General features: G+C 46.4%; 20 protein-coding genes and 2 pseudogenes. 12 read left to right on the top strand and 10 right to left on the bottom strand.

Going from position 1 to position 24,878, the window contains the following annotated elements; translation table 11 throughout:
• From BMY60_RS04990 to BMY60_RS04970, 4 genes and pseudogenes are all read right to left on the bottom strand, one after another.
• A pseudogene (locus BMY60_RS04990) lies at window positions 1-203 on the bottom strand (transposase); the annotation flags it as partial.
• Between the two features lie 16 nt (window positions 204-219).
• Window positions 220-596: pseudogene (locus BMY60_RS16600) on the bottom strand (DUF4372 domain-containing protein).
• A 216-nt stretch (window positions 597-812) separates the two neighbouring features.
• Window positions 813-1,982 (bottom strand): DUF5666 domain-containing protein, encoded by a 1,170-nt coding sequence (locus tag BMY60_RS04975; protein WP_090331758.1) that lies wholly within the window; start codon window positions 1,980-1,982, stop codon window positions 813-815.
• Window positions 1,983-1,987: 5 nt separating this feature from the next.
• On the bottom strand, window positions 1,988-2,902 hold the full coding sequence (locus BMY60_RS04970; protein ID WP_090331756.1) for a DUF6502 family protein: 915 nt from the start codon (window positions 2,900-2,902) through the stop codon (window positions 1,988-1,990).
• A 417-nt stretch (window positions 2,903-3,319) separates the two neighbouring features.
• Here BMY60_RS04970 and BMY60_RS16170 point away from each other — a divergent pair, with 417 nt between their 5' ends.
• A complete protein-coding gene (locus BMY60_RS16170; protein ID WP_256250691.1) occupies window positions 3,320-3,451 on the top strand; it encodes a hypothetical protein in 132 nt (43 codons plus the stop codon).
• A gap of 57 nt (window positions 3,452-3,508) precedes the next feature.
• Here the strand turns inward: BMY60_RS16170 and BMY60_RS15655 are convergent, their stop codons facing one another.
• Window positions 3,509-4,363: a GGDEF domain-containing protein gene (locus tag BMY60_RS15655; RefSeq protein WP_256250693.1), complete on the bottom strand. Its 855-nt coding sequence runs from the start codon at window positions 4,361-4,363 to the stop codon at window positions 3,509-3,511.
• Window positions 4,364-5,385: 1,022 nt separating this feature from the next.
• Here BMY60_RS15655 and hemE point away from each other — a divergent pair.
• From hemE to BMY60_RS04950, 3 genes are read left to right on the top strand one after another with little or no spacing between them, the layout of a single operon-like run.
• On the top strand, window positions 5,386-6,453 hold the full coding sequence (hemE, locus tag BMY60_RS04960) for a uroporphyrinogen decarboxylase (RefSeq protein WP_090331752.1): 1,068 nt from the start codon (window positions 5,386-5,388) through the stop codon (window positions 6,451-6,453).
• A 53-nt stretch (window positions 6,454-6,506) separates the two neighbouring features.
• Window positions 6,507-7,196 (top strand): response regulator transcription factor, encoded by a 690-nt coding sequence (locus BMY60_RS04955; RefSeq protein WP_090331750.1) that lies wholly within the window; start codon window positions 6,507-6,509, stop codon window positions 7,194-7,196.
• Complete coding sequence (locus BMY60_RS04950) at window positions 7,177-8,481, top strand: sensor histidine kinase (RefSeq protein WP_090331748.1); 1,305 nt, start codon at window positions 7,177-7,179, stop codon at window positions 8,479-8,481. The genes BMY60_RS04955 and BMY60_RS04950 overlap by 20 nt, the downstream gene beginning before the upstream one ends.
• Before the next feature lie 569 nt (window positions 8,482-9,050).
• On the opposite strand, the gene dtd is transcribed toward BMY60_RS04950, so the two are convergent.
• A complete protein-coding gene (gene dtd, locus BMY60_RS04945; protein ID WP_090331746.1) occupies window positions 9,051-9,494 on the bottom strand; it encodes a D-aminoacyl-tRNA deacylase in 444 nt (147 codons plus the stop codon).
• Between the two features lie 6 nt (window positions 9,495-9,500).
• Window positions 9,501-9,962: a hypothetical protein gene (locus BMY60_RS04940; RefSeq protein WP_256250690.1), complete on the bottom strand. Its 462-nt coding sequence runs from the start codon at window positions 9,960-9,962 to the stop codon at window positions 9,501-9,503.
• A 196-nt stretch (window positions 9,963-10,158) separates the two neighbouring features.
• Between BMY60_RS04940 and BMY60_RS04935 the strand changes: the two genes are divergently transcribed.
• A complete protein-coding gene (locus BMY60_RS04935) occupies window positions 10,159-10,497 on the top strand; it encodes a hypothetical protein (protein ID WP_090331744.1) in 339 nt (112 codons plus the stop codon).
• A 48-nt stretch (window positions 10,498-10,545) separates the two neighbouring features.
• Here BMY60_RS04935 and BMY60_RS04930 read toward each other — a convergent pair whose 3' ends face one another.
• On the bottom strand, window positions 10,546-10,971 hold the full coding sequence (locus BMY60_RS04930; RefSeq protein WP_371264189.1) for a GNAT family N-acetyltransferase: 426 nt from the start codon (window positions 10,969-10,971) through the stop codon (window positions 10,546-10,548).
• Between the two features lie 258 nt (window positions 10,972-11,229).
• Here BMY60_RS04930 and BMY60_RS04925 point away from each other — a divergent pair, with 258 nt between their 5' ends.
• A complete protein-coding gene (locus tag BMY60_RS04925; RefSeq protein ID WP_256250689.1) occupies window positions 11,230-15,066 on the top strand; it encodes an ATP-binding protein in 3,837 nt (1,278 codons plus the stop codon).
• Window positions 15,067-15,462: 396 nt separating this feature from the next.
• On the opposite strand, the gene BMY60_RS04920 is transcribed toward BMY60_RS04925, so the two are convergent.
• A complete protein-coding gene (locus tag BMY60_RS04920) occupies window positions 15,463-17,016 on the bottom strand; it encodes a M10 family metallopeptidase (protein ID WP_090331740.1) in 1,554 nt (517 codons plus the stop codon).
• Window positions 17,017-17,216: 200 nt separating this feature from the next.
• Entirely contained in the window at window positions 17,217-18,218 is a 1,002-nt protein-coding gene (locus BMY60_RS04915; protein ID WP_177166584.1) for a terpene synthase family protein, read from the bottom strand.
• A 314-nt stretch (window positions 18,219-18,532) separates the two neighbouring features.
• Here BMY60_RS04915 and BMY60_RS04910 point away from each other — a divergent pair, with 314 nt between their 5' ends.
• The 6 genes from BMY60_RS04910 (at window position 18,533) to ftsH (ending at window position 24,862) form a co-directional block, all read left to right on the top strand.
• Window positions 18,533-19,222 (top strand): RnfABCDGE type electron transport complex subunit B, encoded by a 690-nt coding sequence (locus BMY60_RS04910; RefSeq protein ID WP_090331738.1) that lies wholly within the window; start codon window positions 18,533-18,535, stop codon window positions 19,220-19,222.
• The gene (nth, locus tag BMY60_RS04905) at window positions 19,219-19,851 is read left to right on the top strand and encodes an endonuclease III (protein WP_090331736.1); all 633 of its coding nucleotides are present in this window, start codon (window positions 19,219-19,221) and stop codon (window positions 19,849-19,851) included. The genes BMY60_RS04910 and nth overlap by 4 nt, the downstream gene beginning before the upstream one ends.
• 37 nt (window positions 19,852-19,888) lie before the next feature.
• A complete protein-coding gene (locus tag BMY60_RS04900) occupies window positions 19,889-20,332 on the top strand; it encodes a DUF1841 family protein (protein ID WP_090331734.1) in 444 nt (147 codons plus the stop codon).
• A 727-nt stretch (window positions 20,333-21,059) separates the two neighbouring features.
• Complete coding sequence (locus BMY60_RS04895) at window positions 21,060-21,836, top strand: ankyrin repeat domain-containing protein (protein ID WP_256250688.1); 777 nt, start codon at window positions 21,060-21,062, stop codon at window positions 21,834-21,836.
• Between the two features lie 169 nt (window positions 21,837-22,005).
• On the top strand, window positions 22,006-22,683 hold the full coding sequence (locus tag BMY60_RS04890; RefSeq protein WP_090331732.1) for a tetratricopeptide repeat protein: 678 nt from the start codon (window positions 22,006-22,008) through the stop codon (window positions 22,681-22,683).
• A gap of 352 nt (window positions 22,684-23,035) precedes the next feature.
• On the top strand, window positions 23,036-24,862 hold the full coding sequence (ftsH, locus tag BMY60_RS04885) for an ATP-dependent zinc metalloprotease FtsH (protein ID WP_090331730.1): 1,827 nt from the start codon (window positions 23,036-23,038) through the stop codon (window positions 24,860-24,862).
• Window positions 24,863-24,878 lie beyond the last annotated feature (16 nt).

The raw sequence follows: 24,878 nt of genomic DNA, 5'->3' as shown, positions 1-24,878 counted from the left end.
GAAAATAAACCAGAAACCTCCAGAAATTCGGCAAAAAATGCCAGTTGACCCATAGCCGTTGCACTGCCACCTTCATCCCAACGTACATGAAATCGGCCACCAGGTGTTGATAAACGTAATTCCTTTGTACTTTGATTCATCTCATGTACAGCGAGATTAACTGCTTTTACCAGCTCTCTTTGCTCAAATTCCATTTCACCCATTGGGTGACTCCTGTCTTTAGTCCGAAAACCTTGACACTACTACGTTTGAGCTAATTTTTGTAGATCTAACTGAGGAAAATAGGTTTAACAGTTTTCCAAACAACGCTTCATACAAGCTATAAGGCTTGTGCCCATTCGTGCGCGCAAGATTAGAGCGTGTCAGTTTCGCACTACCCAGATGATATAGACGATGTGCTTGTGCGCTCACGCTGCCAACAATATCGCGCAAGCTGATACGGCCAGACAACTGTCCATTGCCATGGTGACAAACTGCGGCCAACGGGTTTCTGTACGGAATGCCAGGACCGAATGATGACGATTGGCCAGAGGCTCAAATTCATGTCCCGGAACAAATCTTAGAATTTGTGACAGGATTGTATTACAATGGGCCATGGCCTGATTCTCCAATCTTATTCAATAAGTTATCGAAAACCCTATTGTAACAACTTTGGTTGAGTCGGGCCTCTTCATTTGTCAGTTAACGGGGCAGCAGTGATATTAAAGATGAGTTGCAATCGTTGTAAACCAGAATGACTAATTGTAGTTCCTGATCATGAGAAAGTTTGAACCTTGCAGATTGCGTAAAATTTATTTTAACATTGAAAATCATCAATTAGATACATTGCGGTTTCCGTTACCAATAGAAATGTTGTTGATGTCCTGAATAACTGGAGATGGTTTTAATTTCAGCTTGTCCACAATAATCTGGTTATCTGACGTTAATTGACCGCTTATCTGTACACGCTGGTTCAGCTCAAGTCTGCCGGGTACGTTAATTTGTACGGCAGGACTTATTTGTATTGACTGATTGTTTAACTCAAGCGATTGATCATTAATGGCGCGAACGTATCCTTCCATTACGATATATTGAACGCCGTCCAATATTTGCCGAGTTGGCGCTACGTGTAATGTCTGCGCACGGATACTTGTGCCGTTCCAATGGCCACTGACAGAAATTTCCATACCTTTGGTCAAATCATTTGGCCAGGATTGTGGGCTAAATTCTACACGTGTACCATCGATAATGATCTCGCCAGGATTGATTTGAGTTATTTGTCCATTGATAGTAGATTGTTCTAGTGGTTGAATTAACTGAATATGCGATGCAATAATTTTGCCGCTTGCCAGGCGCAGTCCACTGACGCGCACCCATTTTTCGTCCAATTCTTCCGTTGCATGTGGTGTCTGTAATTGTATGATTTGATTAAGCACCTGGATTTCTTTAGAAACGGGGTCGACATGGGTAACCAGGCCAACAACCGCATGCAAAATTGCGATTTGCTGTGCAAAGACCCTACCATTAGAGTTTTTAGCGCGTACTATTACCATTCGTCCCGTTTCTAAATCACTTACGGATGAAGGCAATCCGTCCATGGTCACGTGTGTGTTTTTGTTGTAGTGAATTTCAATACCGTTTACACAAATGCTGGAAAAACCAGTAATTAGGCCGACAATACCGGTGCCGTCAATAACACTGCTCTCAGCGGCATTTTGTTCGCCGGTGTCGCCATAGTCACTGATTTCGATGCCGGTACCGCCAATACCACTGCTATCGATCCCTGTGCCGCCGATACCTGATTGTGTCAATTCAACACCTGTACCACCCATACCCGATTGCGCTGCATTGGCGTGTGGATTTGATGGGTTGCTGTTTGTTTCGCAAACATCTGCGGCATGCGAAGCAAGCGGTGCGATGCAGAATGCGGTAAACGCCGTTACAATTATGACGCTGGGTAAAAAACCCTTATTTAACGGAACAAATTGTTTGAGCAATGTCATTTTAGTTAATGGGTCGAATGGTTGTTATACGGTGTTTTTTTTGAGGTTGGGTTGACTGAGGTATCAGGCTTTGCCGGTTCAACCGGCTCGCTGTAAAAATAAACACCCAGAGTCAAACGGCGCCGCTTACCATCTTTTGATGCGTCATCTTGCTCTAATGTCTTGGCTTTTTTATTTATTGCAAGCAGTGTTTGCATGCCTAATAACTCAGATTGTTCTGCCAGAATCTTGACCGATTCGTGACTTAATTCATCGTAATGAACGCTGCGCTCCAAAAAAGGCTGATTCTCACCGATCAAGTTGGAGGAGGCGGCGGAAGCGTGGTCATGCAGGTTGTGGCCAAAATAATATGCTTTTTCATCAAAACCCTTTGCCGGTATAAACGCTTCTACTTTTAAACAAACGCGGCGGTGTTCATCGAATTCAACAACGCCAAGGCGCAGCCACTCATCCAATACCACACGGGAACGTATGTCTTTGCTAATACTTGTAACAAGGCCTTCAAAGGATATAACTCCTGCATCGCGTATAAAACGTGGCAATGGTTTTGGGCGGCCTTTTTCATCCAGGTAAACAGGGTCGCTGGTCCATTGGCTGACAAGTCGCGCACCCATAGAAACTGTCTCTGGAACAATTTCTGCTTTAGTATTAACTGTCGCACGTAACCGCTTGATGTCTTTGCGGTGTATCCCTGTCAGCAGACTTAAATGACTGTCAGTTACTGGCTTATCATTTACTCGAAAGTCTTTGTCGCCAACTTCCACAAAAATTTTTTTTAAAATGTCTGATAGGTAAACATAAGTTATGCCTTTGGTCAACATAAGTTTGACCAAGGGGCGTAGTACTTTGCATAAGGCCGAAATAAGTGCAGTAGAAACTGTTGTGACTCCAGTTTTCTTTTTTGAAGAGGGTAATCGCATTAATTATTGTTCAATTCTGCTGGATATAGAGGGGTTTATTCTAATATGCGTGGGAAATTTTTACAATTACAGGGTATTAAATGCAGAGAATGCAGAGAATATAAGGTCAGCCGGTTTATACGGCGAAAAAATGTATCGGCTCGGCTGGAAGGCAGGTAAATATTTTACGGGTAAGAAGATAACTGCGTACCGGACATAAAATACCGACATAATTTTTCAATCGTGCGCAACTCAATATTATCTACTGCGTTTGCATTACGTAGAGGTTGTTTTCGCTTGGTTCTGGCGATAATACCAGATGATTTTTTGAAGTTTCAGAATAATGGGGTAAAACGTAATGTACCTTTGCTTTATCTCTTAATGAAACTGCGATTTAATGTCATTTCAATTGGTCGAATGCTGTGGAGGTAAACTGCGATGAATACGGAGTGTTTTATTGAAGATATAGATGATGTTGCTGATGGTTTGATGCCGGACAGCCGGATTGTTGCACTTATTGATGAAATAGAATTCGTCAAAGATAATAATTTTGGTCGCGTTGATCTTTGATTGATAAAATACTGAAAGAACGAAAAATTGACTTAACAGACAGTGGCCGCCGGGCCATCACGATGCGAATTTTTTGTTCTTTTTATTTTCATACATAAGTGAATCCGCCTGCGTTAAAAGATCATCCAGTGACTGGAAATCTTCAGCTTTACCAATAATCTTACCTTCGCTATAACTGATACGGTAGTTTTTATTACTGCGTTTGTTGGCGGCATTAACGGCTTCAGCCAGCCGTTTGGCTGCCGCATCTATTTTTCGATTCTTGCTAAGCACTACGAATTCATCACCGCCAATACGGGCAATAGTTTCGTTACGGCGAAAATTCGCCTTCAAGAGATTTGCAAATTCCATAATCACTTCTGATCCGATTTGATGGCCCTGAGTGTCGTTAATTCTTTTTAAACCATCAAGGTCAAAATAAAGCAATGACAGCATAGTGCCGTTACGCAGGCTTTCGGAAAATGCTTGCTTGCCTAAAATGGAAAATGCCCGGAGATTGTAAAGGCCGGTCATCTCGTCTGTCAGCGCAAGTGTGCGTAAGTCGTTTTCCAGGTGGCTGATTTTTTTGGACAGCCATATGATAATAAAAAAAAACATAAGCGATAGTAGTGTCGCTGACAATGCAATTTGAATTTCTTGTGAGGCTCCTCTTGGATCAAGAAAGTAATTGATGGCACTAATGACTGCAAACGGGCCTATGATTGCCCAAGGCAGTGCAATTCTGGCTGTATAGTTGCCAATGCCGGAACCAAGAAATAATGAAAAAATGCCATTGTCAATGCCACGAATGAAGTTTGCAAACGTTAGCAAACACATACTAATAAATGTGTGATACGAAATTAGCGTTTCTGTGGAGTGGCTATAGAGGCTTGTAGCAGAGAAGAGATAACCCGAAAAAATTACAAGCACCATGCCGATCAACAGCAGAGTCAGAAAGTCACGTAAATTATTATTGTGTTTTTGGTCGTTCCCGGTTTTTACAACGGTAAATGAAGTGCCGAGCAAATAGAAAAATATAATACTGTGGACCGGCACTCTGTCAGATACTTCTATTTCCGTATCATTATTTTGCGGCAGGATTGATTCAAACGTATTGCTCTGTTCGTTTATATAATCGTATAACGCAATTGAAGCGAAAACAATAACGGCAAATCCGCATAAGCGGATAACCAGAGTATTTGAGTTTTTTTGGATCAGTATGATAGCTAATGCGCTGATTAAGATGGATAGTGCAGTATTTTGTTTCATCAGCCACCAACCATCTGGCAGCCACAGTACGACAGCGGGTATCATCCACCCACTCAATGTAATAGCAGCAATGCTGCCTGCCACAACTGCGCATGCAATTTGTACGTAAAATAAACCGGTCAGACGTTTGGAATTCTCTAATTCCAACTGATGTTCAAAAGTGTGCATACATATTTAGACTGTTTTAACCGGCAATGCCGGCATCAGTAAAAAAATTGGATTAAACGTTGAATTCATTTCAGAATAATCAAATACATTATCGGTTTAATTGAGACCGGTCCAATAACTTTGCATTCTAATCGGAGCGAATGCTTGGTGTTAGTTATGTCATAATAGTAGCCATCTAAATCGTTAATAGCCAAAATGTCAATGTACGCAGACGTAATACACTGGTATCATGAAACCTTTTGCAAGGCTGGTTTTTAACAGTTAAGTCTGCATGTTTGGTACCAGTGTAGTGGGTGTCTCTTAAATAAGCATTCATATAGCTGAAGGCTGCGATTGAAGTTGACACTGTTGTCTACAGGCAAGCAGAAACATAAAATTGTAAAGCCATTTGAAGACACTGTACTAGACTGCCAACCAGACAATTTCAACAGCTCATTGTGTGAATGTGAAATCATAGACAGCCAGTCATGCAGGATGATGGCTCTTAAAACAACAAGAATATATCGTGTAGACTGCTCATGACAACTTCTGATCATACGTTTTTACGTGCTTTACTAAAACAACCCGTAGAATATACTCCCATATGGATGATGCGCCAGGCTGGGCGGTATTTGCCTGAATATAATAAAACGCGTGCTCGGGCTGGTGACTTTCTATCTTTGTGCAAAACGCCGGCACTGGCTACAGAAGTAACTTTACAACCGCTTGACCGGTTTCCGTTAGACGCGGCCATTTTGTTCTCAGATATTCTGACTATACCGGATGCAATGGGATTGGGGCTTTATTTTGCTCAAGGTGAAGGTCCGATGTTTGAACGGCCATTGCGCGACGAAACAAGCATCCGTACGTTAAGGGTGCCTGATCCGGGAAAGGATTTGCAATATGTGATGGATGCCGTATCCGAGATACGCAAGGCGCTGAATGATCGGGTGCCTTTGATCGGATTTTCAGGCAGTCCATTTACGCTGGCCTGCTATATGGTCGAAGGACGCGGCGGAACAGATTTCCGCGAAATTAAAACTATGTTGTATAACAGACCTGAGTTATTGCACCAGATACTGGAGAAGAATGCGCAGGCTGTAACAGCGTATTTGAATGCTCAGATTGATTCTGGCGCACAGGCCGTAATGATTTTCGATACCTGGGGCGGCGCTTTAACCCCTGTGGCATATCGGGAATTTTCGCTCGAATATATGCGTCAAATCGTAGCCAATCTTATCCGGGAAAGAAATGGCGCACGTATACCGAGCGTTGTTTTTACCAAGGGCGGTGGATTGTGGTTGAAGACAATTGCGGATATCGGTTGTGACGCGATTGGCCTCGACTGGACCATTGATATCGGTGAGGCGCGCCGCCAGGTGGGCGGTCAGGTAGCTCTGCAGGGCAATCTCGATCCTTCGGTGCTGTTTTCATCGCCGCAAGTGATCGCCAAAGAGGTCGAAAAAATTTTAACAAGTTTTGGCAATGGCAGCGGCCATGTGTTTAACCTGGGACATGGCATATCCCAGTTTACACCGCCCGAACATGCTGCGGCATTAGTAGAAGCCGTACATTCGCTAAGCCGCAGGTTTCATAACGCGCTATAGAATAATACAAAGCAATATGGGCTGCCAGCCGATAGCCGTATAAAGGTAACATTGTGCATATTTTGATCATTGAGGACGACTTGGCCATTGCCGCCAATCTGTACGATTTTCTAGAATCTCGCGGCCACAATGTGGATGCCGCCGCTGACAGTGCGTTAGGCTACCATTTGGCGGTTACGCAACAATTTGATGCGATTTTGCTTGATCTGGGATTGCCGGGTATGAGTGGCATTGCCTTGTGTCAGAAACTGAGACAAGAATCGCAAATTGATACGCCGATACTTATGTTGACGGCACGCGATACGCTTGAAGACAAGCTTGTTGGATTTGAGCATGGTGCTGATGACTATCTGATCAAGCCATTTGCTTTAAAAGAAGTTGAAGCACGCCTGAATGCGTTGCATAAGCGGCATTCCGGGCGCATGGCCAGCCGCATGCTTGAAGTCGATAATTTAACATACGACCCTAAGACATTTTCGATACGTTTTGAAAATAAAGAGGTCAAGCTGCCGCCAAAATGCATCCGTTTACTGGCGCTGATGATGAGCGAACCCGGTCGTGTATTCAGCCGCAAGGAGCTGGAATCGGAAGCATGGGATGACGTTCAAGAAACCAGTGACACGCTGCGCAGCCATATGCATGTTTTGCGGCGCGCCTTGCTGCGTGCAGGCGGTTATGATCCGATCGAAACGGTACATGGTATCGGTTATTGCCTAGGTTCCCGTGCTCAAACTCAGGATTGAGCTTGGCTTACGTCTGCGTGTTGCGAATGCGCTGGCAAATTTCTGCATTATCACTGTGGGTGCCCTGGGCGTCATCCTGTATGTTGCCTCAGATAATATTGAGGAAGCGCACATCAGACAGGTGATCACAATGGAGATGGACCATCTGGTACACCGCTACCGTAAACATTCCGATTTTTATTCCCAAATCGGCTCACATCTTAAAAGCTATGTGATACGGCATGCCGATGATGAATTGAATATCCCTTCCTATTATCGTGGATTGAACACCGGCTATCACCGGATTTATTATGATTTTGAGGATATTCATGTTCTAGTTAAGACAATTGATGACGTCAAATTTCTGGTTGCATACCGTATTACATTACATAACAAGCGATTAAGTGAGTTACGATTGTTGATTTTATTGTCTTGGGTGGCTGTCGTGGCAATAGCTTTCGTTGCTGGCTATGTGTTGGCGGGAATACTTGTCAGACAAGTCACGGATCTGGCTGAGCGTGTAAAACTCCTTGCGCCTGGTGATGTGCAAGGCGTACCTCTGATGCAGCCGGACATGGATAAAGAAGTTGCGCAGTTAGCATCCGCGCTGGATGACTATCAGAACAGAATACGCCGTATGCTGCAAAGAGAACAGGAATTTACTGCCAATATCAGTCATGAATTGAGAACGCCGATTACTACTATTTTAACCAGTTGTGAATTGCTGGATGCAGAATTGTACCTCTCCGACAAGGTACGTATGAGAATTAAACGGATTGAAACAGCTACAACCCGCATGGGTGAGCAGCTTCAGGCTTTATTGTTTCTTGCGCGTGAACAGGCGCTAGGTGTGATGGAGCCTGTAGCGATTGCGGAGTGCGTGAATGACGCCGTTGAACCTCTGTACCCATTGATTCACCGAAAAAAATTAAAGTTTATTGTCGATATTGCTCCAGATGTGATTATTTTGCTGAATCGCCAGGCGCTGCATACAGCATTGACCAATTTACTCCGTAATGCAATTCAGTATACCGAGAAAGGCTTCATCCGCGTGGATTACAATAATGGGAATCTGGCAATCACAGATACTGGAATAGGTATCGATGCTGCATTTTTGCCATTATTGTTTGAGCGGTTCTTTCGCGGCGCCACACATGTGGAAGGACTTGGAATAGGACTTCCGATTGTCAAACGCATCTGTAATCATTATGGCTGGGAAATCAATGTTGAAAGCAAGGTAGGGCAGGGTACTACGTTTCGAATTACCTTTCCGTCTCAACTGACTTCGCATAGCAAACCAATTTAAATGCATTATCTACGCAGTGCTCTATGGCAACGATAAGGGAGAGTCAGTGCTTATGTTGCACATCACCTGCATGGTATCGTTAATAAATTATATCTTTATAGATATTGCATCAGTTGCTGGAATTTAAACGCTGAACTGTGTTGAATTGAGCGTACTCGCGGCCGGGACGGAACGCCTTTGTCGTTTATGACGCCGACTCCTCTGCGTGCATGTACACAGAACAATGCCCATTGCTCGCTCGGGTGGTAATGTAACCAGTGCAGCTTGCCATCAATATTGACACTGGTCTCATCGATATGTAAAAGCGGAGTGGCGATAAGATGATCGATTGGCCTCTGCTCAAATATGGAATAGAATCGCCATATGTCTTCATGCTACCGCTTAATCGATCAAGAACGCGATGATTTGGAGTTCGAGCACCGTCACGCTACGGATAAACGATAAACGTTATGCTGACCGGGTAAGGCGGTTTATCTGTTAGGCAAAGGCTGGTCAGTTACAAACAAAGATTGCGGAAGCACCGTTGATAGATCGCGAAATGTACAACGCAATAAATATGTACGGTTTCATCAAGCCGAAACACGCAGCATAAACGTCACCGGCCCGTTGTTGATCAGTGCTACCTGCATGTCAGCGCCGAATTCGCCATATTGTGTTCCCGGATAAATACTGTCTGCGGCTGCTTGCAGATACGTAAACAGTTTCCGGCTCTTTTCCGGCGAAGCCGAGCCCGTGAAGCTCGGGCGGTTGCCGCTGTTGGTATCAGCGGCTAGCGTGAACTGGGGAACGAGCAGCAGCTCACCGTTGATGGCACGCAAGCCGAGATTCATGCGCCCTTGTCCGTCAGGGAAGATGCGGTAATTAAGAATGCGTTCGAGCAATCGGTCTGCCTGTTTTTCGGTATCTTCCTGTTCCACGGCGACCAGCGCCATAATTCCGGTGCCGATGACGCCGATTTTCTGGCTGTTAACAGTCACGCTTGCGTTGCTGACGCGCTGGATAACGGTAATCATGGGCGCTTACCGGGCCTGAATCTGTACGAGTGGTTTACAGTAAAAGCGTGACGGAAATTCCTTGCCGCGCTGCCGGTTGCGGATGACGTCGCCGCCTTCAGCAACGCACGCGGCGATGGATCGATCCAGGCTTGGGAAATATTCATTGCTGCCGGGCTCTGCAGATGTGGGTGGAACGCGCGCACGGATTCTGGTGCAGATTGCGTGTTCGTCAGCTTTAGGTGGCTCGCCCTCCACCGCTGGCAACGGACATAATCGGCAGGGATCGCCAGGACACAGGCAGCCCTCGCAGTCTGCCTGAGTTGGCGTTGCCATCAGGGTCAGCCAAAAACCCAGGGCCGGTACAATGACATACATAAAATGGCTGCAGACGGTGTTCGAATCGGGATTTCGTTCCATAGGGTAGTTGATACTCCAGTGTTTAGTCATGAGAACCATGGGCATCTCAAAGAACCGCTGTGCTGTCATCAGGCTTTGCTGCGCAAGCGGTGCCCGCTTGCCAGAGTTTTACCTGAATTGTTTGAGGCGCCTCAATATCTATATTGTCCCTTCATCATATCGAAAACGCAAAAAAACATCATGCAGTTCTTGACGCTGGTGCAAAATACGCAGATGATTTTTGTAAAGTATTTAGAGATGACACACATTAACAGAAGGAGCAACAATGAAAGCGCTCATGATTTTATGGATAACCGGTATGTTTATTTCGCTGGCGCATGCAGGTATGGATGAGAATCTCCAGAAGCTGCAGCAGCAGGCGAATGCAGCCTACGAGCAGATGATGAAAGCCAAAAAGGAAGCTGAGTATCTGGAAAAGGACGCGGCTTTTGCCGAGAAAGAGCTTCAGGCTGCCAAGCGGCGGTTAGCGGATGTCGAGCGCGATACTGAAACGGCTAAGCAAAAGGCGGCCGATGCAAAGCAGAGATTGGAGCGGGCAGCAGCGCAATGGCAGGAAGCGTCCGATCAGTTGGAGCACGCTTGGTTGCAGTCGGGCCGGCAATAAAGCAGATTTACACCCCTAGTACTCTATCAATATGATATTGATAGAGTACTAGAATCGTCGGCTCATTTTGACATGTGGTATGCCTGCCTCGATGAATGTATCGCCGTTGATCTGTAATCCGTGTTTTTCATAAAATGCTGACGCACTGACTTGTGCGCTCAGCGTGACTTCGGTCAGCCCCCGGTTTCTGGCTTCGTCAACCAGATGACGCAGCATAGCGCTGCCGACTCCACGGTTGCGCCAGGGTTTGAGTACCGCCATGCGCCCGATTCTGCCGTCCGGCAAAAGCCGCGCTGTTCCGATGGGTTCGCCCGCAGGGTCTGTTGCCAATACATGCATGCTCACTGCATCGAACGTATCCCATTCCAGTTCTTCGGGAACATGCTGTTCATGGATAAAAACCGTTTCCCGGACGGCGCGCAGCGATGATGCTGCGTCGGGCCACTGCACAATGTGAATCTGGTAACTGTTCAGGTTCATCGTGTGAATGTATAGGTAATTTTATTCATCATTATATACAACATCGGATTAAAATGGATTATCAGGCGGTTGTAAACAGCGTGATACAGGAGTGAATACCAGGAGAGGTGCGGCAGTCAGCGTGAATATCTGCTACTATGCTCACAATATGATCAACAATCTGTCCGGCAATATCATATGGATAGTACTAGATGTAAATTAAAATGATAAAACCGCTCTACGCGGTTGCCGGTTACTGCGGGGGGTGCGCCCATGCATCTGAGATTTACTTCGCTGACTCAGCGTTTTGCTGTCTGGTTTACACTGGTTTCTCTGCTGCCGATTCTGGTTATTGGCAATAGTTTTTTACATACGTTTGCAAGCGAAATCCAGAAAACAGTAATCGAGAACCTATCCGCCATCGCAGATAAAAAAATTGAACAGATCAATACCTACTTTCATGAACGCATGCTCGATGCCAGTCTGCTGCATGACGCCATTGCAACACGTGAGGCCATGCAGGAATTTCCAAAAATTTTCGAAACGTATGGCGTTGATTCAGAGGCCTATCAGCGGCTGGATGCCGAGCACCGTGGTCATTTTGGGCGTTTTGTCGAGGTTGCCAGTTACTATGACTTGTTCCTGATTTCGCTTAAGGGCGATATCGTGTACACGCAAAGCCATGAATCCGATTTTGCCACTAATTTGATTACGGGCCCCTACAGCAACACGGGTCTGGGACAGGTAACACGGCATGCACTGAACTATCTGGAAAGCTCGATTTCAGGTTTTGAGTTTTATGAACCGTCACATGGCGCCATTGCGGCGTTTATCGGCTATCCGATTATTATTGAAGGAGAAATCATCGGCGTGCTGGCGCTGCAGATCTACAGTGAGCATGTTTTTAAGGTGTTATCCAATAACATCGGATTGGGTGAAACCGGCGACACCGTAGTGGTGCGGCTTGAGAATGAAGATACGGCGCTTGTGATGGCTCCGCTCAGCACGGACAGCGATGCCGCATTGAAGCGGACGATTCGGCTGAACACGCCGTATTCGGCTTCGCTGAAGAATGCATTGTCCGGACAGACTGGCGGCGCCGTTATTCGGGATTACCGTGATAAAGAAGTGGTGGCGGTCTGGCGCTATTTGCCGCTCATGAACTGGGGCATCGTGGTAAAACAAGACGCCGACGAAGCGTTTGCCAACGTCCACCGGATCGAACAGTATAGTCTGGTTATTCTGGGAATAACGCTGCTGGGTGTTATTTTTGGCGCGTTTCTGTTCAATCGCCGAGTCGTCACGCCTTTGAAGCAATTGAACTACGGCGCCATGGAAATTGCCGCGGGTAATCTGCATCAGCGCGCCTCGATTGCGGGCTGGAATGAAATGCGTCAGCTCGGCCATACGTTCAACGTAATGGTGGAACGTTTGAACGCCAGCAATCAGGAACGCAGAAATGCCGAAACAAATCTGCGCCACCTGAATCAGGAACTGGAAAACCGGGTCGAGTTGCGCACTGCTGATCTGCAGCGAGCTAACGCAGCACTGGCTATCAAGGAGAAAGAAACCCGTTCTGTTGTTGAACATATGGTTGATTGTGTGGTGACAACGGATCATATCGGCGTAGTACTGTCCGCAAATCCCGTGGTCGAGAAGTTGTTCGGGTACACCCCGGAAGAAATCATCGGCCAGAATATTGCCATTCTGGTGCCAGAACCGGACCGTTCTCAGCATGCCTATTACATGGAACGATACTGTCTGACCGGACAAGGCCAGAAATATGTGGGACGGCCGCATATCAAGGGCCAGCACGGTATCGGTTTGGGCCGTGAGGTCGAAGCAGTGCACAAAAACGGTGAACTGATTCCGGTATATCTTGCGGTCAGCGAATATTTTGCCGGTGAGGATCGGCACTTCACCGGCGTGATGCGCGACATGCGCGAACATGTGCGCATTATGAGGGATCTGGAACAGGCCAGGAATGACGCCGAAGCCGCGAACAGGGCGAAATCCGCTTTTCTTGCTGCAATGAGCCATGAAATCCGCACGCCCATGAATGGTGTGATCGGCATGATCGATGTGCTCAGGCAGACCAGCCTGAGCGGTTATCAGATGGAAATGGCGAATCTGATACGCGACTCTGCCTATGCGCTACTGTCCATCATTGAAGATATTCTTGATTTTTCCAAAATAGAAGCCGGTAAGCTGGAAATCGAAAAGATCCCTATGCCGCTGGCCAGTGTTGTGGAAAATGCCTGTGGCATGCTCGCACACCTGGCGCTTAGCAAGAATGTGGAGCTTACTCTGTTTATCGATCCGGAAATCCCGGACAACGTATTGGGTGACCCCCTCCGCATCCGCCAGGTACTCGTCAATGTAGTCAATAATGCGATCAAGTTTTCCAGCAAGCAGAAGAAACCGGGCAAAGTAGCAGTACGGGTAATGCTGACCGAATCCGAGCCCGAGCAGATCCTGGTGACATTTCAGATTACAGATAACGGCATTGGTATGGATAAGGATACGCTGGAAAAACTTTTCAAATCCTTTTCCCAAGGCGATCCTTCAACTACGCGCCGTTTCGGCGGAACCGGCCTCGGGCTGGCGATCTCCCATCATCTGGCAGAGTTGATGAATGCAGAAATCACTGTGCAAAGCAGGTTGGAACAGGGATCCACCTTTGTGATCCAGATGCCGTTCAAGCCTTTGCCCGCAACGGAAGATACGCAGCGTAAAGCTACCGAATTGACAGGCCTGTGCTGTCTTATCGTCGGTAATCATAAAGGTCTGGGCAATGATCTTGAAGTGTATTTAAAGAGCGCCGGTGCGTGGGTTGAACATGTGGTCGATGTAGATGCGGCCATTAAGTATATTAAACATTTGAAGTCGGGCATGTGGCTGGTAGTTATTGATGCCGGGCGCCAGAAGGCGCCAATTGAAGAATTGCGGGTTGCGTTCAGCAACCGTTCCGATGCACTGCAAACCCGTCTGGAACCGCATTTTATTATTATCAAGCGCGGACGACGCCGGCAGGCGCGTGTCGAAGATGTCGATATTGTTACACTCGACGGCGATGTCATGTATCGCCAGTCGCTGATGCGTGCTATTGAGCTCGCCGCCGGCAGGGTAGAGCCCGAAGAAGAAAAAGCACCGTTAGCTGATACATTCAAATCAAAGCCATTGCCAGTTTCACGTGGCGAGGCACTCGAGCAGGGTAGGCTGATATTGGTCGCCGAAGATAATGAGATCAACCAGAAAGTGATCAAGCAGCAACTGACACTGCTCGGTTATGCTGCGGATATCGCCAATGACGGGCGTGAAGCACTGGGGCGCTGGGGAAACACCAAGTATGGTCTGTTACTCACAGACCTGCATATGCCCGAAATAGATGGGTTTGAATTGACAAAAAATATCCGGGAAATGGAATCCGGTGCAAAACATATTCCAATTGTTGCCCTGACGGCTAATGCGTTGAAAGGTGAAAAAGAGCATTGCCTCGAGGCCGGGATGGACGATTATTTGAGCAAGCCGGTGCAGCTCGAGGATTTACGCATCACGCTGGAAAAGTACCTGCCGATTGGTAAATCAGCCGCAACAACGCAAGCAAAACTGCCGGAGTCGACGAACGCAGAGCAGACGGAGCAAATTCAGCCAGTGGAAAAAACCGCTCAAGTAAAAAGAGCCGGGAAGCCGCAAGTTGTACCTGCCGAGAAAACGGATACAGAATCTGAATCCACTGCACAAATTCCCGTTGATGTACATGTACTTGAAGAACTTATCGGTGAAGATCAGGAAACCATCCATGAAATGCTGCGTGATTTTCGTGAGAATGCAGCACAAATTGCCGCAGCGTTGCGCAGCGCCTATCAAACCGGGCAGCTGGCGGAAGTGGGCTCAATCGCACATAAGCTGAAGTCTTCAGCGCGCTCGGTGGGCGCTCTAAAATTGGGTGAGTTATGCGCTGAAATGGAAAAAGCTGGGAAACGTAACGATCAAAAATCACTGGATGCATTATTGCCTGGATTTGATACGGAGTTAAGTAAGGTCGATGCTTATCTTGAAATATTGCTTATCCAGAATGCCGCAGCCAGTGTATCGTCCTCCAAATGATTTTACATTATTCTGGTTTTGCTTATACTTGAAGGACGGAATTCGCTAAGAGGCGGGCGACTCATGGCAAGGACGAAGATTGTGAGCTACTGGTGTCGGCGTTTTATCAATGACTCAACATTCCGCGACCAGGGACAGCTGGATTGGTTAGTCTTGGCGACATGGTCAAAGAACGACGCGCAACCGAGAACCTTCCTACCAGTCTTGGGATTGATGTAGTCATCCAAAGCCAGCAGTAGCCGCCTGTTGCCGTTGGACTGGGTCAAAGATCAAAGGCAAGCCCACTGGACTGACCAGGGAAGTTTTGATGAAGCCATGGATGTGTATCGACGCTGGCTAAGCGATAGCCCAAACAGCGTTTGCAGGCACTGCAGATATATTGGGCGCATAAGCTGCTTATAGACTGTATGCTATGCCGTGTTGTACCAAACCAACGAAATCGATGTTTGTCTCATTTAACGGCGTATTTGCAGCTAACAGCGTTAGGTTGGCCGCTGACAACTGTTGATTATCGAGTAACGCAACATAGGGTTGTTTTTCTTCCGGCGCAGGGTCGAGACCGTATAGATTATGCCAAAGCAGTGTAACAAGAGCACCATAATCGTGAATATCTAAAACGGTAAGTGCTGTTAGCGCAAGTTCCTCATTACTGGAACCACTGTCAATTAGAGACAGACCGGTACGCATAAAATCCCGATTGTTCACCGCGGTACCGCCAAATGTTACACCCAGAAGTTTTGCGATCTGTCCTGCGTTTCCATCGATATCGAGCGCGAGTCCCATATCTTCAAATCGTAAACGTTCAATTGATTTGAGTATGTCATTTCCATCGATCCCAGCTTGATGTGTTATGGAAAATCCATCAGCAGACCTGTTTAGTATGTATTCGGCCAATTCTCCAGTAAATAATGCTTCATCAATACCGGATCCGCCTAATAATGTATCATTACCTTCCATACCTGCCAGGATATCGTTGCCGTCATATCCGGATAAGACATTATCATATGGATTTCCATAAATTTCATCGTCATTCATGCCGCCGGTGGCATTTTCTATCACGGTGTCATACGCTATCCAGATATTTGGTACTGCCATACTTTCAGTCTCGCTGATGGCAGTCACCGCATTACCAATATATGATCCGCTGCCTTCATCCAGCTGGATTAAAGCGGCCTGGCTTCCCGTGTAGCTAATCGTATCCGTGCCGCCAGTATCCAGAATAGTCTCGTGATACATTTCGTCATCCGTATAGCGGAAAATATTGTTTCCGCTCTGATAGTCTGTATTTGCGCCGTAAATATGCTGAATCGCCAGGATATCAAGTGGCATAGGTGTGGTAGGGTAATAATCAAAGATTGAATTTTGATCACCCGGTATTGCAGCATAACTCATGATTGTGGATGACACAGTATTGTTCGCAACAGGAAAATCAGGATCGTCAAAAGGATGATTCAGTCCCAACGCATGTCCGATTTCATGGAGAATCGTCAAGAACGAATAATTACCAGGAATCCATTCTCGCTTTGCGCTTACACTTGATTTATTGATCCAGATGTCACCGCTCCAGGCCCCTTGTGCAGGTAAATATGCCCATGCCTCTGCGGCGTTCAGTGCCGGGACTTCGGTGTAAGCAATACGAATATCACCAACTGTATTTCGCGTTTCGCTTATCAATTCGAATTCGATATTGGCAGCGGCTGCCCATTGCTGCAGCGCTGCATCAAAATCGGACCGGTTTGATGATGAAAGTGGTGTGTAGGATGCGCTCCAAGGCTCATCACCGGGTACATAACCGGTGAATGGATTTGTTGACCACACCGCGCCCTCGCCTGGGAAGCTGTAAGAAATTTCGTTATTTTCCCAACGAGAGCCTTGTATGAGTGCATCTACGGTATTTGAACCGGTTAGGCTGGTTGAAATGATGTTGCTGAAAGTAAAAGGTGTCGGCATATTGCACTGTCAGGACAGTAAAAACCTATCACATTACTCTAGTGCTCTATCAATATGATATTGCTTGCAAGGCACGCCTTGCCATGTACACTGACAGACTCGCTGAACCTGGCAATATCATATGATAGCGTGCTAGAAGTTTTCAAAATAGAAGACAATATTACAGATAAATTTACCCCTTGTATTTGTCGTCGGACTCCTTAGTCATTACAGACCGCATGCATTTTTTTATCGGCGTCTTGGTAAACATTTTGCTGGACATTGTAGCGCCTTGACTCGTAAGCCCAATCCAGATTTCCGCGCATCCATGCGCGCAATACTGCAACATACTTTTTTACGACATGGTTAGGCACATCAGAAAATCTGGGCAACCTTTTTTCGAATGTCTGAAATTGTTGAATCTGTGCATCTACCAGCTTTTTAACTAGATTAAGTGCTTCTTGGAGGCTGATATTCAGTTCGTGTTGCATCACTAGAACCAAGTTATGCATATCGCCATGTGCTTTTTCTTTATTTAGAGAAATAATATCATTTGACCAGCACACAACGTTGTTAGTCAGACTGGCAAGCTTGATCAGGCATGGGTGCGCGCGCGCGGTGCATGGTATCTCGATGTTTTCGGCGATTTCTATCAGTTCTATATCGGTTAATAATCTCCCGCTAAAGGGGCGCATCAGCATATAACTGTCCGTGTCTGGCCACCGGTTAAGATGACGGTTCTGCGCTTCCCAGAGTGTTGCTTCAAAATATTCAGCAGCGCTTTTGGCAAACCGAAGCATCCATGATTTTGAAGAAAACGGCTGCAGACGACAATAAATATCATGCAAGGCATGAATCAGCGGAATATCGTTGGACTTGGTCGAATAGCCGGTAAGAATTTCAATGCACCGGTTATGTAGAGCCGACAACCGATCAGGACGTTTGCCCAGTCCGCTTTCGTCACATTGGTCATCAATAATAAAAAGCCAGGTATTCCAGTCTGAAATGATTTCAAGTCTGTTCAGCGCAGCATTAGGATAAGCGCGTGCTGAAAGCCAACCGAATTTGGATAGCTGCAGGTGTTCAAATGCTTTTTCATTTGTGACCAGTCTAAAATGTTTGACCCATTCCAGTGTTTGCTGATGAACTTTGTCTGCAAAAGGGCTAATGCTTTCCGGGAAAGGGCATGAAAGATGCGGCAAAATAATGTTTTCATTCGACATAACTGGGCACCTCAATTTACCAAGCAAATTAAATACGAGGCTAGTGTACCAATGTATTGATATTCATATAACTCAAAGAAACATAATATAAAGCCTTTGTTTGATTTTATCGTATCCGTATTTAGGAGTCGTTCATAAATAACTGTAACACTTATTTATTCGCGACTCCTTAAAGCACAGCTAATGCTGCTTATTGTTATTGTATACACGGTATTTGAATATACTAAAGTCAATGTATAATTTCGTCATGCTGCGGCGTTGGGCCGATGGCTTGCTCACGAATTATTCCAAAAAATTAGAAAAGAGGGTGTTATTTGAAATTCAGTAAACAGCGCATTAAGGAAATTGATGCCGTTTTACCGCAGACACAGTGTCGTCAATGTGGATTTGCTGGCTGTGAGCCGTATGCTGCAGCCATTGTTGCGGGACAGGCCGATATAAATCAGTGTCCACCGGGCGATTCGGTCGTAATCGCTAAAATTGCGAAGCTTCTGGGTATCGAAACCAAACCGTTGAATACCGACCACGGCTACCCAAAACCCAGATCGGTTGCTGTGATTGATGAAAATCTCTGTATCGGTTGCACTTTTTGTATCCGCTCATGCCCGGTTGACGCTATTGTTGGTGCGGCCAAGCAAATGCATACAGTAATTGCGAATGAATGCACCGGCTGTGAATTATGTCTGGAACCTTGCCCGATGGATTGTATCCGTATGGTGCCTATTGCATCCAGGGCTGATTCTGCGAAACCAGGACAAGGTGGGTATGACAATAAAGCCGATAGCGCACGTTTACGGTATCAATTCAGATTGCGACGGCTCGGTCGAAAAAAAATGCAGATGCAGGATACGCCAATCAAGCCGGACCCTAATACATTGGTTAAACGGGCGACAGCCAATAAAATGCGTAAACAGGCTGTCGTGCAAGCAGCATTGAAGCGTGCCGCCGCTATGCGAGCGCAAACCAATGATAAAAGCGGAAAGCCGCGGTCGACTCCACCATGAATTCAGCCATACGCCATGAAATATTCGCATGCCTGAAGTCAGCCAATCCTCATCCGGCAACAGAACTGGAATACCGGTCACATTTCGAGTTGTTGATTGCGGTGATGCTTTCCGCACAGGCAACTGATAAAAGTGTCAATCTGGCAACACGGAAGCTGTTTGCCTCGGCAAATACTCCTCAGAAAATACTTATTCTGGGTGAGGAGAAATTGCTGGAATTGATTAAAAGTATTGGATTATATAAAACAAAAGCGAAAAATATTCTCGCAACCTGCACGATATTGATGCAAAAATATGATAGTAAAGTGCCCGGAACACGTGAGCAACTGGTTCAACTTCCCGGTGTTGGCCGTAAGACTGCAAATGTTATATTGAATACAGCATTCGGTGAACCAACGATCGCCGTAGATACACATATTTTTCGTGTGGCAAACAGAACAGGTCTTGCGCACGGCAAAACTGCCCTGGCAGTTGAACTGAAATTATTAAAAGTCGTACCCAAGGCATACAGACACGATGCGCATCACTGGTTGATTCTGCACGGGCGTTATATTTGCAAAGCCAGAAAACCGGAATGCGGTCGGTGCATGATTTATCATTTATGCGAGTACAAAGATAAAACTGCCTAAAATTGTTAGCGCCCCCAGATAGCACAAAATTTTTGCCATGTTTAAACCGACAAGAAATCAAGCGCGCCAGTTTTTTTTTGATGCCTGGCGAAAATACCGGCAACAGGAAGTGTTGTCCGGAATAGAGCAAATCGCGCTGGAGATTATATTGCTTCATCCGGAATATCATGACATGTTGGAAGATGAGGAGCACTGCCGGGATAAAGATTATCTGCCGGAAATGGGTGAAACCAATCCATTTTTGCACCTGAGTCTGCATGTTGCCATTAAGGAGCAGCTGTCTATTAATCAGCCTGCCGGAATAAACGCATGTTTTTTGCGCTTACGGCAACAGGTCGGAAATGAACATGATGCAGCCCATCAGGTGATGGAATGTCTGGCGGATATGCTTTGGCAGGCGCAACGCAACCAAACGGCACCGGACGAGCTGATATATCTGGACTGTCTTGACAAACGATTGGCAAAACTGAAAAAAAAATAGCAGCGTATTACAGTGCTGTAGTGATTAGTTGTGTCAATATCCGGTACCGGCCGGATAGCCGCTGCATTGCATATAACGAAACATCAGGTCAAGGTCAAGCTCAGGGTTCTATCGAATCCATTTTAGTCCAAGGCTTATTCAGCCTTTTCATTTATTGATTTTTTTCGAGTTTTCGACAACTCAGCTTTATCGCTTATGGACAGGCTGTTTTCATTTTTTTGGCCCTTCGGACCAGTAATTTAATTTAATTCTTGAATTTTGCAAGTTCCTTTCTAGCAAGTTGTTGAAAAATATCTTCTAAACAGTAGGTGAAAAGCAAAACAGACGGCGCAAGCAAAGCGCAGCGAACAGTCATTAATACTGGTCCGAAGGGCAGAGCACAAACTGTGCCGGTAGAAAGCGGCACTTGAACATAAATAAATGCGTACTTTGCGTCTGTTTCTAACGTTGCAACAGCGATGCGGATAGTTTTTTAGCGGCCTGCAAGCAATCTGTGTATCAACGTGTGCATCAAAAAGGAGAATTAATAATGTGCGCCTAAAAATGACAGTGGATTTACAGCTTAAAAAAAGCAGGACATAATCAGAAGGTGACAATCACCTTGACGGTTGTTTCAAGCGCGACCATACAGTTATGTAGCAGTCCTGTTGCACACATATTTGCAGTGACCTTTTAGAGTGGTTTAAAAATCATAGTGCGTAGAATTAAAAAATTTAGGAGTGTGTGAATGACAAGTATGCAAATGCAAAAATCACCATATGTAAAAATAATTGGTTATCTATTCGTTCTATGTATCGGCTTCACGAGTGCATGGACTTTTGCAGAAACAATAGACGAAGAACTGGTCAATGCTGCCGGCAAAGGCAATCTGCCTTTGGTCAAACAGATACTTGAATCTGAACGGGATCTATCCAAGGATACGATAAACAAAGCGTTTTTTGCCGGTATACAAAAAGGCAGCAAGCCAATTGTACAGCGCTTGATCGATAGAGGAGCCGATATCGAATACCGGGGCGGCAACGGTTATACTGCGTTAATTCAGGCCGCACGGGACGGGCGCAGCCATCTGGTCAAACTGCTGCTGCCTTTAGGTGCAGCAGTGAACGCCGTAGCAACGGAAACGGGTGAGACAGCGCTTATTCTGGCTGCAAAAAGAGACCGCAGGGAGGTTATCGACCAATTGTTGGCGACAGAAGCGGATTTAAATGCGCAACGAAGCACTGATGGCATGACAGCGCTCATGCTGGCCGCGCGTGGTGGACATCAGCAGGCTACGCATGCGTTACTCGAAGCTGGCGCCGATGTTGATTTTCAGCTGAAAAACGGGGCTACGGCCCTGATGCTGGCGGCGCAGCATGGCCATGTTGGCGTAATCTATGTATTATTGGCGGCCAACGCGGATGTCAACATCAAAGCAGAAAATGGCGCTACCGCTTTGACGCTTGCTAATGTCTACCGCCATAACGAAGCGGCTGAGATGCTCAAACGGGCAGGTGCCCGATAACGTGCTTGCAAAAATTGTCTTCAAGGTCAGATTTGCTCAAACGTTAAGTGTACAGCAGGCGCAAACGCTTTGCTCTATGAATAACCTCAATTTTAAAGCCATACTATGGTAGTTTGTTTTTTAAGAAAGTATTTCACTAATTATTGTAATTAATGAAGGATATGTCAAAATGAAAATAAAAACTGTTTTATTACTTATTGCGCTGTTGATTATACTGTCTGGTTGTGGAGACGAATCTTCAGGTGATAAATCAGACAGTGGTTCAACGGCCGAGACCTTGAGTGAAGTGACAGCAATAGATGAATTGCCGTCTTTTTTAAGTGAAGGTTTGACGCCGGAAGAAATAACCGAACTTAGAGAACAGATATTGCCCGGCAGCGCGGAAGATGAAATGACGCCAGGCGAGAAATTTCAGGCGCTATTAGAAGATGCGAAAGCGGGAGACCCTGTTGCACAAAACGGTTTAGGTGTCATGTATTATACCGGTGAAGCAGTTTCCAAAACGCTAACTGGTCAGATTCTGGATAATGATCCTGAATTAGCCGCTGGCTGGTTTTATCGTTCGGCAGAACAGGGATACGCCGACGCGCAATTTAATCTGGGGCTAATGTACGCTAATGGCGAAGGGGTTGAACAGGATATGCAACAGGCAGCGGAACTGTTCACGAAAGCAGCCGAACAAGGTCATATCGATGCGCAAAATAATCTGGGCGCACTGTATTTTATAGGCGAAGGCGTAGCCCGGGATGAAGAAAAAGCGGTTGAATGGTTTGAAAAAGCAGCAGCCCAGGGTAATGAAGAAGCGAGAGAAAATCTGGAAGCTATTATGGCTGCAAGGCCGCAATAGCTTACCCGTTCTAAACGTAGCTTAGGAGCAAGGCCAAAATAACTTGAACACTTTATCCTGTATCGGGCATTTTACGAGGGGGTACTTAGGCCATATTGTTCAAGTTATTTTGGCCTGCATCCTTAATGCAAATAAACGCACCGAATTATGCAAGAGGGTATTTTGATCAGCGCATGTCTGGTAAGTGGAAATACCTTTTGTGACACAGGCTCACTGAACCCGGCAATATCATATGGATAGAGTACTAGTCTTGCCGGATTTTGCGATCGAATTGGCAGTCGTGACGAATGTCTTGTGATCTGCCGGATAAATCGTTTCATTGAGGCACTTCCATAACCGATCTAAATCTTTCATGGACAAAAAAGAACAAATCAACTTCTGGTATGTCATTGCAGCAGTGCTAGGCGTATTATTCCTGCAAAACCTCTATACCCAGTACACACAAGTCGAACCGATACCCTACAGCCGATTTCAGCATTTGCTTGAACAGGGGCAGATTGAGAAAATTTCGATCACCGACCAGCATATTTACGGTTCGCTTAAATCACGGCATGCAGACGATTTCAAAGAATTTGTCACCACGCGCGTGGAGCCGGAATTTGCTGAAGAGCTGGAAAAATACCACGTTGAATACAGCGGTATTGTAAAAAGCACCTGGCTGCGCGATATCTTATCGTGGTTGTTGCCGATGGCGATTTTTATCGGTATCTGGCTGTTTATAATCCGCCGTATGAGTGGCCGCGTCAGTGAAGGCATGATGTCCATCGGCAAAAGCCGCGCCAAGGTATTTGTCGAAAAGGAAACCAAAGTTACCTTTGCCGACGTGGCAGGCGTGGATGAAGCCAAGGAAGAACTGATCGAAATTATCAACTTTTTGAAGGATCCGGCTAGTTACGGCCGCCTTGGCGGACGCGCCCCGAAAGGAATCTTGCTGGTGGGTCCTCCGGGTACGGGTAAAACATTACTTGCGCGTGCGGTGGCGGGCGAAGCGGGTGTGTCTTTTTTTTCCATTTCCGGTTCCGAGTTTGTCGAGATGTTTGTCGGCGTGGGCGCCGCGCGTGTGCGCGATCTGTTTGAACAGGCACGGCAGATGGCGCCTGCAATTATTTTTATTGATGAACTCGATGCGCTGGGCCGGGCACGTGGCGCTTATGGTCTCGCCAGCGGGCATGATGAAAAGGAGCAGACCTTGAACCAGTTACTTGCCGAATTGGATGGTTTTGATCCCGCCAGCGGTATCGTACTGCTGGGCGCGACCAATCGCCCGGAAATTCTTGATCCCGCGTTACTGCGTGCCGGGCGTTTTGACCGTCAGGTACTGGTCGACCGGCCAGACAAACATGGACGGGAACAAATACTGGCGGTACATATCAAAAAAGTAAGTCTGGATACAGATGTTCAGATCGAGCAGGTTGCCGCATTGACACCGGGTTTTACTGGAGCGGATCTGGCCAATCTGATCAATGAAGCAGCGTTGCTCGCCACACGGCGCAGTGCTGTATCGGTCACAATGGATGATTTTAATAATGCTATTGAGCGTATTGTTGCCGGACTGGAAAAGCGTAACCGTTTGCTCAATCCGGGAGAACGGCGCGTGGTGGCGTTCCATGAGCTCGGCCACGCCATGGTCGCTCTTGCGTTGCCGGGCACCGATGAAGTACACAAGATTTCCATTATTCCACGCGGTATCGGCGCTTTGGGTTATACCATTCAGCGCCCGACTGAAGACCGGTTTCTGATGACAAAAGCCGAACTGCAAAACAAAATGTCGATCTTGCTTGGCGGCCGCGCTGCTGAACAGATTGTCTTTAAGGAGGTGTCGACAGGCGCTGCTGATGATTTGGCACGCGCAACGGATATTGCACGCGCCATGGTTCTGCGTTACGGCATGAGCGATGTACTTGGACATGTGACCTATGAACGCGAACAGTCCGCCTTTCTGCAACCGAATACGCCTCTGCCGCAGACACGTAATTACAGCGAGGAAACCGCCAACCGGGTGGATGCCGCAGTGCACGAGTTGATCGAACATGCATTGGTACGCGCTGTTAATATCCTGCAGACCAACAGAGCGCTGCTGGATCAAACAGCCGAAGAATTACTAAAAACCGAGACCCTTAATCAGCCCGAGATCGCAAAAGTAAAACAGAAGATCAAAGCAATAAAAAACGCTGATTGATGCATGTCAGGCTGGA

This window comes from Nitrosomonas sp. Nm51, from assembly GCF_900111165.1.
In the GTDB taxonomy this organism is placed as follows: domain Bacteria; phylum Pseudomonadota; class Gammaproteobacteria; order Burkholderiales; family Nitrosomonadaceae; genus Nitrosomonas.
This window is presented reverse-complemented; position numbering and strand designations above follow the sequence as displayed.